Annotated in this window: 12 protein-coding genes; 6 read left to right on the top strand and 6 right to left on the bottom strand. The window is 66.9% G+C overall.

What is annotated here, in order from left to right:
- The first annotated feature begins 222 nt into the window (after window positions 1-222).
- On the top strand, window positions 223-1,365 hold the full coding sequence (gene dapE / locus ACO056_RS04495) for a succinyl-diaminopimelate desuccinylase (protein ID WP_421852437.1): 1,143 nt from the start codon (window positions 223-225) through the stop codon (window positions 1,363-1,365).
- Here the strand turns inward: dapE and ACO056_RS04500 are convergent.
- From ACO056_RS04500 to ACO056_RS04510, 3 genes are read right to left on the bottom strand one after another with little or no spacing between them, the layout of a single operon-like run.
- A complete protein-coding gene (locus ACO056_RS04500; RefSeq protein WP_421852440.1) occupies window positions 1,349-1,921 on the bottom strand; it encodes a Smr/MutS family protein in 573 nt (190 codons plus the stop codon). The genes dapE and ACO056_RS04500 overlap by 17 nt on opposite strands.
- Window positions 1,918-3,132: a murein transglycosylase A gene (locus tag ACO056_RS04505; RefSeq protein WP_421852442.1), complete on the bottom strand. Its 1,215-nt coding sequence runs from the start codon at window positions 3,130-3,132 to the stop codon at window positions 1,918-1,920. The genes ACO056_RS04500 and ACO056_RS04505 overlap by 4 nt, the downstream gene beginning before the upstream one ends.
- Window positions 3,133-3,138: 6 nt before the next feature.
- Window positions 3,139-3,813 carry a Tim44/TimA family putative adaptor protein gene (locus tag ACO056_RS04510; RefSeq protein ID WP_421852446.1) on the bottom strand — a complete coding sequence of 225 codons (675 nt, stop codon included), beginning with the start codon at window positions 3,811-3,813 and terminating at the stop codon, window positions 3,139-3,141.
- A gap of 288 nt (window positions 3,814-4,101) precedes the next feature.
- Here ACO056_RS04510 and secB point away from each other — a divergent pair, with 288 nt between their 5' ends.
- The 4 genes from secB to ACO056_RS04530 all read left to right on the top strand — a co-directional run bounded on the left by secB (window position 4,102) and on the right by ACO056_RS04530 (window position 8,187).
- Window positions 4,102-4,629 carry a protein-export chaperone SecB gene (gene secB, locus ACO056_RS04515; protein ID WP_421852449.1) on the top strand — a complete coding sequence of 176 codons (528 nt, stop codon included), beginning with the start codon at window positions 4,102-4,104 and terminating at the stop codon, window positions 4,627-4,629.
- Between the two features lie 42 nt (window positions 4,630-4,671).
- Window positions 4,672-6,249: a murein biosynthesis integral membrane protein MurJ gene (gene murJ / locus ACO056_RS04520; RefSeq protein ID WP_421852451.1), complete on the top strand. Its 1,578-nt coding sequence runs from the start codon at window positions 4,672-4,674 to the stop codon at window positions 6,247-6,249.
- A gap of 6 nt (window positions 6,250-6,255) precedes the next feature.
- The gene (gene trpS, locus ACO056_RS04525; RefSeq protein WP_421852454.1) at window positions 6,256-7,275 is read left to right on the top strand and encodes a tryptophan--tRNA ligase; all 1,020 of its coding nucleotides are present in this window, start codon (window positions 6,256-6,258) and stop codon (window positions 7,273-7,275) included.
- A gap of 210 nt (window positions 7,276-7,485) precedes the next feature.
- On the top strand, window positions 7,486-8,187 hold the full coding sequence (locus tag ACO056_RS04530) for a DUF4136 domain-containing protein (protein WP_421852457.1): 702 nt from the start codon (window positions 7,486-7,488) through the stop codon (window positions 8,185-8,187).
- Between the two features lie 46 nt (window positions 8,188-8,233).
- Here ACO056_RS04530 and dut read toward each other — a convergent pair whose 3' ends face one another.
- Window positions 8,234-8,704 carry a dUTP diphosphatase gene (dut, locus tag ACO056_RS04535; protein WP_421852460.1) on the bottom strand — a complete coding sequence of 157 codons (471 nt, stop codon included), beginning with the start codon at window positions 8,702-8,704 and terminating at the stop codon, window positions 8,234-8,236.
- Window positions 8,691-9,884 (bottom strand): bifunctional phosphopantothenoylcysteine decarboxylase/phosphopantothenate--cysteine ligase CoaBC, encoded by a 1,194-nt coding sequence (gene coaBC / locus ACO056_RS04540; RefSeq protein ID WP_421852463.1) that lies wholly within the window; start codon window positions 9,882-9,884, stop codon window positions 8,691-8,693. The genes dut and coaBC overlap by 14 nt, the downstream gene beginning before the upstream one ends.
- A gap of 109 nt (window positions 9,885-9,993) precedes the next feature.
- On the opposite strand from coaBC, the gene ACO056_RS04545 reads away from it, so the two are divergent.
- The gene (locus tag ACO056_RS04545) at window positions 9,994-10,398 is read left to right on the top strand and encodes a hypothetical protein (protein WP_421852466.1); all 405 of its coding nucleotides are present in this window, start codon (window positions 9,994-9,996) and stop codon (window positions 10,396-10,398) included.
- Here ACO056_RS04545 and ACO056_RS04550 read toward each other — a convergent pair.
- Window positions 10,395-11,513 (bottom strand): acyltransferase family protein, encoded by a 1,119-nt coding sequence (locus ACO056_RS04550; protein ID WP_421852468.1) that lies wholly within the window; start codon window positions 11,511-11,513, stop codon window positions 10,395-10,397. The genes ACO056_RS04545 and ACO056_RS04550 overlap by 4 nt on opposite strands.
- Between the last annotated feature and the right edge of the window lie 10 nt (window positions 11,514-11,523).

Below are 11,523 nucleotides of genomic sequence, written 5' to 3' on the forward strand. Positions count from 1 at the left end.
CGGGCGCCACAATGGCCCGATCGCGAGGAGCTGCACGATCACCGCTGCCACTTTCAGCCAGAAGTTGTGAAACGCCCGTGATTGCATGGCCGTTGTCCTCCTGCCGGTTGCCGTGCGCGTAGTTTTCGCGGTGAAACCGCGCACCGGCAATTACCTCGCGGGTCATGCGGCCTCACCCCTTGGGCGCTTCCCTCCCGCAGCGGCCTCGTCTAACGCCGGGGCATGGCCGCACTTTCCGATGTCCTCGCCCGCACCGCCGCGCTGATCGAGGCGCCCAGCATTACCCCCGCCACCGGCGCGGTGTTCGATCGTTTCGAAGCCATGCTCGCCCCCCTGGGTTTTGCGGTGCACCGCTTCCTTGCGGGAGAGCCTCCCGAGGGCCCGGTCGAGAACCTCTTCGCCATCCGGCAGGGCCCGGCGGGCTCGCGCCACTTTGCCTTTGCCGGGCATCTCGATGTCGTCCCCCCGGGCGAGGGCTGGTCGAGCGCGCCGTTCGCCGCAGACCTGCGCGATGTGCCGGGCGGCAAGCTGCTCTACGGGCGCGGCGCGGTCGATATGAAGGGTGCGATTGCGGCGATGGTCTGCGCGGTGGAGCAGATCCCCGCCGAGGCAGGCACGATAAGCTTCATCATCACCGGTGATGAGGAAGGCCCCGCCAGGTACGGCACCGTCCCGCTCATTGCGTACATGCGCGAAGTGGGCGCGATCCCCGATTTCTGCCTCGTGGGCGAGCCGACTTCGGTCCACCGGCTGGGTGACATGGTCAAGATCGGCCGTCGCGGTTCGGTCAATGTGTGGCTTACCGCAAAGGGCGCGCAGGGCCACGTTGCCTATCCGCATCTCGCCGATAATCCGATTCCCCGCCTTGTCGCGCTACTCGCAGAGCTCGATACCATCGTGCTCGATGAAGGCAGCGCGTGGTTCCAGCCCTCGAACCTCGAAGTGACCGATCTCGAAGTCGGCAACCGCGCTACCAACGTGATCCCCGCCGAAGCGCGCGCGCGGCTTTCGATCCGCTACAACGATCACCACACCGGGCAAGCGCTGGTCGACCGCGTGACCGAGATCGCCGCAAGGTACCGCACCGAAGTGCGCGCCACCTTGCATGGTGAGGCGTTCATCACGCTCCCGGGTGCCCAGTCCGCGCTGGTTTCGGCGGCGGTCAAGGCGGAAACCGGCCTCGATCCCGAGCTTTCCACCACCGGCGGCACCTCCGACGCCCGCTTCCTGCGCGCGCTGTGCCCGGTGATCGAATTTGGCCTCACCAACGCGACGATGCACAAGACTGACGAAGCCGTGGCGGTGGAGGACCTCGAAGTCCTCGTGCGGATCTATCGCCGGATCGCGCTTAGCGCGCTTTCCTGAGCACGATGTAGACCGCACCGTCGCCGCCATGGCGCGGCTGGGCGGGGCGGACCGAGGCGATTCGCCCGGCATGAGGGCTCGCCGCCAGCCAGTCGAGCAACTTGGCGCGGATCGCCCCGCGCTTTTCTCCGCGCAAGTCGTTTTCCGGCACCGGCCGGTGCTTGCCCGCGATCAGCAGGATCACCCGCGCGCTCATCGCCAGCGCCTGTGCAATGCCGCCGTTCAGCCGGTCGTGCGCCATGGCGAGCGTAAGGCCGTGGAGGTCGATCGTCACATCGGGCTGGATCGGCCCGCGCCCCAGCTTGCGGTCCCAGCTTGAATCGAGTCCGCCGCTGGTGAGTGGCCGCACCGGCGTTGCGACCGGGGCAGGCTCGGGGCGCGGCGGCGGCACGCGGCCTTTGACGCGCTTGGGCGGCGGCGGTGGCGGTTCGCTCGGCGCGGCAACTGCTGGGGGGGCGAGCACGGGCCGCTTGGGATGCAGCGGCGTTACCGTAGCGGCGACGCGGCGCCACAGTGCGGCTTCATCCGGGCTCAGCCCGCGCGGCGCGCCCCTCATTGTCCGTAAAGCCGGGCAAGGGTGCCTTTGGGCAGCAGGATCAGCGCCTGCCCTTGCGCGCGCATGCCGCCCGCAATGGTGCGTGCCTGCTCACCCGCGCCCCAGAAACTATCGAACCGGTTGGGCCCCTTGATCGCGCCGCCGGTATCCTGCGCCACCCAAAGGCCCCCAATGTTCTGACCACCGCTCCCGCTATCGCCCTGCAGCCACACCGGCGCGCCGAGCGGCACATAGGCCGGATCTGCCGCCAGCGTCGTGCGCGGGGCAATCGGTACACCCAGTGCGCCCACCGTGTCTGGCCCCGTCCGCTCTCGGAAGAACACGTAGCTCTGGTTCTGCTGCATCAGCGCGCTGCCCTCGACCGGATGCTCGTGGATATAGCGCAAGATGCCCTGCATCGAGCCGGGGTATTGTCCCGGTCCCGTGCCGATCAGCCCCTGCGCGCGCATCACGCTGCCGATGCCGGTATAGGGATAGCCGTTCTGCCCCGCGAAACCGAGCCGGATGACTGTGCCATCGGGTGCGCGCAGCCGGCCCGAGCCTTGCACTTGCAGAAAGAACAGTTCGGCGCGGTCGGCCACCCAGGCCAGTTCCAGCCCTTTGCCGGTGAGCGCGCCGCTTTCGATGGCGGTACGGTCGTAATAGGGGACGAAGCGCCCGGTCTCGTCATAGCGGCCGAGCGGCTGGCTGCCATCAGGCAGCGGCGGCGCATCCCCCGGCCGCGCGCGGACCAGATCGGGGGGCAAGGCATAGACCGGCACGTCGAAACCCGGCTGGTGCAGGCGCACGCCCGCGATTTCCGGCTCGTAGTAGCCCGTCACCAGCGCATTGCCCTGCGCTACGGTTGCTGTCTCGAAATAGCGACTAAAGAACCCGCGCGCATCGCCCGGTTGCCATCCGGCGGCTGCGGTGCAGGCGGGAGCCCAGTCTTCGGGACGGGTGAGGCCGCTTGTATCGGTGCGCCGCGTCAGGCGCGGGCAACTCGTGACGAAGGCGGCAAGCGCGGCGCGCGCATTAGCGTCGCTGAAGCCGAGCCCTGCCGCGAGCGGCCCCGGGCGCGTACCGACCAGTGCGGCATTGGGCGCGGTTGGCGGCACCGGAGGAACCGGCGCGCCGGGCGGGATCAGCGGAATGCAGCCGGAAAGGAATGCAGGTGCGAGTATGGCAAGCCAGGCCAGCTTGCCGGCCCGTCCTGCCACCCGAACAGCCACGCAGGATCAGCCTTCGTCGGTCTCGTCGACCACCCAGTCGGGATCGCGTGAAGTGAGATCGCGCGAGAAGGTCCAGATATCGCGGGTCTCGATCGCGTCATCGAGCGAACCTGCCACGACCGCGCCGTTCGCATCGCGGGTGACCGAGGCCACATCGGCGACGAAGCTGACGGTGATGCGCGCCAGCGGCGAGGTGTAGCTGGCATCGACGATGCGGGCTTCCTCGATCCGGATCAGCTTGGCTGTAATCGCTTCGCCAGCGGCACTGCGCGCGTCGATCGCTTCGGCAAAGCCGGCGTAGACGTCGCTGTCGCACAGCTGCGAAAGTTCTTCCTTGTCACCGCGCCAGAAGGCTTCGAGCACCATGCCATAGGCGCCGCGCGCACCGGCAAGGAACTGGCCGACATCAAAGCGGCGGTCCGCGCCGACGATTGCGCGAATGCCCGCTTCGGCGCGGGAATCGAGCTGGCTATCCTGCGGGAGCGGCAACGCGCGGGGGGTGGCTGTGGTCTTTTCCGGCAGCCGCGGCTGCAGGCTGCGCGACGCACTCGCAGGATCGGGCTGTTCCACCCGGCGGCGCAGCGGCTCTTCGTTCTGTTCCGGACGGCGCCCCAGCACGGCATAGAGTCGCAGGCCCAGGAATGCTGCGATCATCGCGAGAATCACAATTTCAACAATCACAAGGCCATATCCTGCATAATCAGGGCGGCATCCGGGCTTGCGTGGTCCCGATCGCCGCCAACACTTCAATCGTGCCCTATGTGGTTACAAAATACAAATGAACAACGCGTGGACGGCACCTTGTTTGCCTTGCGGAGGTGGTTTTTCGCCTGCCTCTAGGGGCACTTTGGCGCAACCGGTGCCCTTGCCCCCGCAGCGCAAGCGTGATTGCCCCGGACTCCGGCAGGTGCTAGGCGGCGCGCCAACCCTTTCCGATCCGTTCCATTCCATTCGCATGAAAGCACGATCATGGCCGAAGAAGGCGATATCATCACCCCGCTCGATCTCGACACGTCTGGTCCCGTCCCCAATGGCGAAGATACCAGCCCCGCGATCGGCCTGATTTCGCAGTACATCAAGGATCTCTCGGTCGAGAACCCCAATGCGCCGGAAAGCTACCAGTGGACCGATGCGCCGGAAGTCTCGATCGATTTCAACATCGGCGCGCGCCCGCTGGGCCCCGACGTGCATGAGATCGAGATGAAGATCACCGCCACGTCGAAGGCGCCGCAGGGCACGATGTATGTCGTCGAGCTGCTTTATGGCGCGCTGATCGGCATGCGCAACGTGACCGACGATCAGGCCCATCCGTTCCTGTTCGCCGAAGGTCCGCGCCTCGTGTTCCCCTTCGCTCGCCGCATCATCTCGGACGCGGTGCGCGATGCCGGTTACGCGCCGCTGCTGCTCGAACCGATCGATTTCAATGGCCTCTATCTCGCCCAGCTTCAGGCCCGGCAGGCCGAGGAACTGGCGGCCGGCACGGCCGGGCAGGCCTGATCCGGCCACTTTCATGGCCCTTCCAGCCATGAAGCAGATGCCATGAACCTTTTGAAGGCGACCGGCACGATTGGCGGGCTCACGCTCGCCAGCCGCGTGCTCGGCCTTGTGCGCGATAGCCTGTTTGCCCGCTATGTGGGCGCAGGCTTCGCGTCGGACGCGTTCCTTGTCGCCTTCCGTCTGCCCAACATGTTCCGCGCCCTCTTCGCCGAGGGCGCGTTCGCTTCGGCCTTCATCCCGATGTTCAACCGCAAGGTGGGCGATGCGGAAGGGCAGGGCCTGCCTGACGGGCTCGATTTCGCCGAGCGCGCGCTGGCCGTGTTGCTGCCGGTACTCATCGCGATGACCGTGCTGCTCGAAGTCTTCGCCTGGCCGGTCACTTTTGTGCTTTCGGGCCGGTTCAACGGCGTCAGCGCCGATCAGTTCGCCTTCGCGGTCACGCTTTCGCGCATGACGATCCCCTACCTGATGCTGATCAGTCTGGTCTCGCTCTGCGGCGGCATCCTCAATTCGCTGCACAAGTTCTGGGTCAATGCGGCCGCGCCGATCCTGCTCAATGTGACGCTGATTGCGGCCTTGCTGCTGTTCCACTCCGCCGACCCGATGATCACCGCGCGCAATCAGGCAATCGGCGTGTCCGTCTCGGGTGCGTTTCAGCTGGCCTGGCTGGTCTGGGCCTGCCGCCGCGCCGGGGTCAGCCTGCGCCTGCGCCTGCCCCGGCTCGATGCCGACGTGAAGCGCCTGATGGCGCTGATCTGGCCTGCTGCCGCAGGTGCCGGCGCGGTGCAGATCAACCTCGTCATCTCGACCGCGCTTGCCGCCTCGCTCCTTGCGCACGGTTCGGTGACCTACATCTACATGGCGGACCGGCTGAACCAGCTGCCGCTCGGCCTCATCGGCATCGGCCTTGGCACCGTGCTGCTGCCCACGATCTCGCGCCAGCTCGGCGGTGGGGACGAAGCGGGTGCGATGGAAACGCAGAACCGCGGGCTCGAGCTCGCGCTTCTCCTCACGCTTCCTGCCACCGTCGCACTCGTGCTCTGCGGCGAGCCGATTGCTGCCGCGCTGTTCGGCTATGGCCGCTTCACGCCGCAGGATGCGCATTTCACCGCGCAGGCGCTCGCCGCCTTCTCGATTGGCCTGCCAAGCTACATCCTCGTGAAAGTGCTTACGCCCGGCTATTATGCGCGGCAGGATACGGTCACCCCGGTGCGCTACGCGACTATCTCGATGGGCGTGAACCTCGTACTCAATCTGGCGCTGATCGTGCCGCTCCAGCATGTCGGGCCCCCACTGGCGACCGCGATCGCCTCCACCGTCAACGTCGCCATGCTCTTTCGCACGCTGGTCCAGCGCGGGCAGCTCATTACCGATGACCGCCTCAAGCGCCGTGCACCGCGTCTCGCGCTGGCGGCGCTTGCCATGGGCGGCGCGCTCTGGGCGGGGCAGGGCCTGCTCATGCCCTATGTCCATGGCACTTGGTTCGTGCGCTTTCTCACGCTCGCCGTGCTGGTTTCGGCGGGCAGCCTCGTCTATGGGCTCAGCGCCATCCTGCTCGGCGCGTTCTCGCGGGATGATCTCAAACTGCTCCTGCGGCGCAGGGGCAAAGCACCAGAGTAACCGTCCATGCGTATCGTCTCGGGCATCCAGCCCACCGGCAATCTCCACCTCGGCAACTATCTGGGCGCGATCCGGAACTGGGTGGCGATGCAGGACGAGTGGACCGCCAAGGGGGGCGAGTGCCTCTATTTCCTCGCCGATCTCCACGCGATTTCGATGCCGCACGATCCCGCCGCGCTGACAGCGGGCACGCGCGAGATGGTGGCGGCGCTGGTTGCCTGCGGGATCGATCCCGCGCGCTCGATCGTGTTCAACCAGACGCAGGTTCCCGCCCATGCCGAGCTGCAATGGCTGCTCACAGGCACCGCGCGCATGGGCTGGCTGAACCGCATGACGCAGTGGAAGGACAAGGCGGGCAAGAACCGCGAGGGCGCCTCCGTGGCTCTCTTTACCTATCCGGTGCTGCAGGCGGCGGATGTGCTGCTCTATCAGGCGACCCACGTGCCCGTGGGCGAAGACCAGAAGCAGCACCTCGAACTCGCGCGCGACATCGCGCAGAAGTTCAACAACGACTTCGCGACTGAAGAGGCGCCGGTCTTCACCCTGCCAGAGCCGATCATTCCGCCCGAAGCCGCCCGGATCATGAGCCTGCGCGATGGCAGCGCCAAGATGTCGAAGTCCGATCCTTCGGACATGAGCCGCATCAACCTCACCGACGATGCCGATGCGATCATGCAGAAGGTGCGCAAGGCCAAGACCGATCCCGAACCGCTGCCAGACGGGGTCGATGAGCTCAAGGAGCGTCCCGAAGCGGCGAATCTCGTCGGCATTTATGCCGCGATGGCGGGGATCAGCCAGGCCGAAGTCCTTGCTCAGTTCGGCGGGCAGGGCTTCGGTGCGTTCAAGCCGGCGCTCGGCGAGTTGCTCGTCGAGAAGCTCGCGCCGATCACCGCGCGCTACCGCGAATTGCGCACCGATACCGCCGCGCTCGATGCGATCCTGGCGAGCGGCGCTGCGCGGGCACGTGCGCTTGCCGCGCCGACGCTTGAGCGCGCTTATGCCTCGCTTGGTCTGCTCCGGGGGTAACCTGTCTTGCTGTGTTGGCGGCCTGCTGCAGGAATGTAACAAATTGCATCACATCGGTGCTTTGAAGCCAGAATAGCCCGGAATTGCGGGGGTTTCGCCCATCCGTTCAACCGCCATTCAGCACCTGACGCGCACTCTTTTTGCGTGCTACCAATGCAAGCGGTGCTGGCTGACAGGGGAGCCGGCTCACGCACCAAGGAGTCGCCGGATATGAGTCTGATGCCCACGCGTAATCGCTTTGCCATGCTGGCAGCGCCCCTGCTGCTCGCGCTTGGCGCTTGCGCTACCCCCTTCAACGCCAATGTCTCGCGCTTTCAGGCCGAACTGCCGGCCCCCGCGGGCCAGACCTTCGCGATTGTGCCTGAGGATCCGCGCAACGCTGGCGGTCTCGAATTCTCGCAATACGCCAGCCTCGTTTCGGCGCAGCTGCAAAAGGTGGGCTACGTGCCTGCCACCAGTCCGCAAGCGGCCGATCTCGTCGTCCAGTTCGATTACGGCGTCGACAAGGGACGTGACAAGCTGCGCACCACCGGCATCGGCGATCCCTATTGGGGCGGCTGGTACGGTCCGGGCTGGGGCCCGCGCTGGGGCGGCGGCTGGGGTGGTTACGGCGGCGGCTGGGGTCGCCGCGGCTTTGGCGGGCCCTGGGGCTACGGTTTCTACGATCCGTTCTTTTACGGCGGCGGGTACGACAACGTCGATGTCGTGACGGTCTACACCAGTGGTGTCGATCTCAAGATCGATCGCCGCGCCGATGGCAAGCGCCTGTTCGAAGGCAAGGCGGAGGCCGCCTCCACCTCGAACCGCCTTCCCTATCTCGTGCCCAATCTGGTCGAGGCGATGTTCACTGGCTTCCCCGGCCACAGCGGTGAGACGGTGAAGATCTCGATCGCACCCGAAAAGAAGCGCTGACGCGCGTTCAAATCCTCTCCCGTGAACGGGAGAGGACTTTGGCGGCTCAGCCGGGGAGTGCCGCAAGGCCTCCCGTCGAGCCGAACCCGCCCGCACCGCGCGCGGTTTCGTCCAGCGATTCGACTTCCAGCCAGCTCGCCTGCGTCACCGGGGCCAGAACCAGCTGCGCCACCCGGTCGCCCCGGCGGATCGAGAACGTCTCCGCGCCGAGGTTGATCATGATGACTTTCAGTTCGCCGCGATAATCGCTGTCGATCGTGCCCGGCGTATTGGGCACGGTCACCCCGTGCTTCAGCGCGAGGCCCGAGCGCGGCCGCACCTGAATCTCGAAACCTTCGGGGATCGCCATTGCAAGCCCTGTCGCCACCGCATGGCGCGCGCCGGGGGCGAGATCGACATCTTCGGCTGAAACCACGTCCATCCCTGCCGCGCCGCTGGTGGCGTAGGCTGGCAAGGGCAGGTCGTCATTCCCGGGCAGGCGCTTGACCATCACCGGAACGGGTTCAGTCGAGTGCATCGGCAATCCTTTCGACCAGCGCGGCGGCGACCGCATCTTTGGGCATCTCGGGCAGGCTCTCCACCCCGTCGGCGCGCACGATGTGGACTGCATTCAGTGCGCCGCCCATCACGTCGCCGGAAACGTCATTCGCCACAATCCAGTCCGCGCCCTTCCTGATGAGCTTGGCCTGCGCATGGGGGACCACGTTCTCGGTCTCGGCGGCAAAGCCCACCAGCAGGCGTGGCCGGTCCGGCGCCGCACCCAGGCGCGCCAGAATATCGGGATTTTCGGCAAGGTTCAGCGGCGGAATAAGCCCGGAACCATCCTTCTTGAGCTTCTGTCCCGCTTCTGCAGCGACCCGCCAGTCCGCCACCGCCGCCACCATGATCGCGGCATCAGCGGGTAGCGCAGCCGCGACGGCAGCGGCCATCTCGCGCGCGGTTTCGACATCGACGCGGTTCACTCCCGGGGGTGTCGGCAAGGTTACCGGCCCCGCCACCAACGTCACCCGCGCCCCGGCGCGCGCGGCGGCGGCGGCAATCGCGAAGCCCTGCTTTCCGCTCGAACGGTTGGCGATGTAGCGTACGGGATCGATCGGCTCATGCGTCGGCCCGGCGGTTATGAGCAGGTGTTTCCCCGCCAGTGGCCCGGTGGGCGCCCCGCCGAGTTTCGCGGCAATCGCGGCGAGGATCGCGGGCGGCTCGGGCAGGCGGCCGGGGCCGAACTCGCCGCAGGCCATCGGGCCTTCATCGGGCTCCATCACGTCCACGCCATCAGCGCGCAGCGCCGCGACATTGCGCCGGGTCGCGGGATGCTCCCACATCCGCACGTTCATCGCGGGAACGGCGAGCACCGGCTTGTCGGTTGCGAGCAGCAAGGTCGTCGCGAGATCGTTCGCGAGCCCGCCGGCCATGCGTGCCATCAGGTCGGCCGTCGCCGGGCAGACCACCAGCAGATCGGCATTCCGCGAAAGCTGGATGTGGCCCATCTTCGCCTCGGCATCGAGGTCCCACAGCGTGGTGTGAACTTCGTTCTCGCTAAGCGCCGCCAGCGTCATCGGCGTCACGAAATGGCTGCCGCCTTCGGTGAGCACGCAGGTGACTGCGGCGCCCTCGCGCCGGATCAGGCGGACGAGCTCGCTGGCCTTGTAGGCCGCGATGCCGCCGCCGATGATGAGGAGGATGCGCTTGCCCTGCATGGCCGCGCTTGTGCAATGGCGGGCCGCGCCGCGCAATGGTTTTGCTGCACCGCCCTTGCGTCAGCCTCCGGGCTGGCCCACGCTGGAACAAACATAAGGAAACCGAGCGATGCGCCTGATCCTGACTGCCCTGATCTTTCTCGTCGGGATGTTCGACCTCTCGATGGCCGGCTCGTTTCTCCTCACCCCGCAATCGACGGGCTCCGGTGCGGTCTTCGGCATCGCGCCCATCGGGATCGCCGGCCTCTCGACGATCCGGGGTGACATGACCTCGTTCTTCGGTGTCGGCGCTGTGTGCATGATGTGGGGCGCGTGGCGCCGTAACGCCGATCTGCTGCTGGTGCCCGCGATGCTGTTCGGCACGACGCTGGCGGGCCGAGCGGTCAATCTGGCAGCCGTGGGCACCTATCCCGGCTGGGCCTTGCCGATGGCAGCCGAAGCGGGCCATGTTGTGCTGGCGCTCGCGGCCTGGCGCCTCCTGCCGCACCACAAGATTGCCGAAATCGCGGGTTAAGCGGCAACCGCTCCCGCCGCCCGCCGCCGCCCGGCCAGCTTCAGCACCAGCCGCTGCGCCGGCCGCTCGAACCAGCGGTGCGAGGCAAAGCCCGCCAGCACGCTCGCGCCCACGAAAAACAGCAGGAAGGCCGGCTGCCGCGCAATGCCGCGTGAACCCAGCACGCTATCGATCAGCAGCACCAGCCCGAGCTGGATCGGGAAGTGCCAGAGGTAGACCCCGTAAGACGCATCGCCGAGATGCCGCGCCGCTGCCAGCCGGTCGCTGCGGTCGGCCGTGTCGATCGCCAGGACGCCGAACAGCGCCGCGAAAGTGCCCGCCAGCGTCGCGCCGTCCTCCCAGTGCAAGCTGCGCCCCATCCACACCGCTGACACGGTCAGCCCCGCTGCCAGCACCGTCAGCACGCCCGTGCGAAGTCCGCCCCGCAGCGCCGCGCCATAGACCGCCGCGCCGCCGAAGAAATAGCCGATGCAGGTGAACACCGGGCCATCGGGCGCTTTCCGGAAGAACAGCGCCAACGCCATGACCGCCGCCGTCAGCGCCAGCACGGTGGGCGAGCGGCGTAGTCCCGGCAGCAGCAGCCAGAATACTGCGTAAGCCACGATCTCGGTCGAAAGTGACCACGAAGGCCCGTTGAACGACTGGTCCGCCTGCCAGCCCCAGTAATGCGCCAGCCCCAGACTCAGCACGAAATGCTTCATGTCCTGGTGGTGGTAGATGAATTCGGTGCCGTTCATCCCGCTGTAGGTCGCTTGGAGCACCGCGACGAGGCCGAGCGTGAGGAGATGCAGCGGCCACAGCCGCGCCACCCGCGCCAGCCAGAACCGCCCCCGCGCGCCTTCGTCCGCCAGATAGACATGCGCGAAGACGAAGCCCGAAACCGCCCAGAAATACTGCACCGCGACGTGGCCATAATCGAACAGCCACCACAGTTCATGGTAGAACGGCGAGACCTTCGGGCGGTTCACATTGAAATGGAACTCCACCGGCGGCACGAAGAAGTGCTGGTAGTGCCAGAACAGCACCGCGCAGGCCGCGAGCAGGCGCGAGAGGTCGAGCGCGTTGAAATGCCGCTTGTCGAGGCGCAGGCCGGGAAGGGGAGGTCTCTTGCCCATCTCAGCCCCC

Origin of the sequence: Novosphingobium sp. (genome assembly GCF_965228995.1) — a bacterium.
Taxonomy (GTDB): Bacteria; Pseudomonadota; Alphaproteobacteria; order Sphingomonadales; family Sphingomonadaceae; genus Novosphingobium.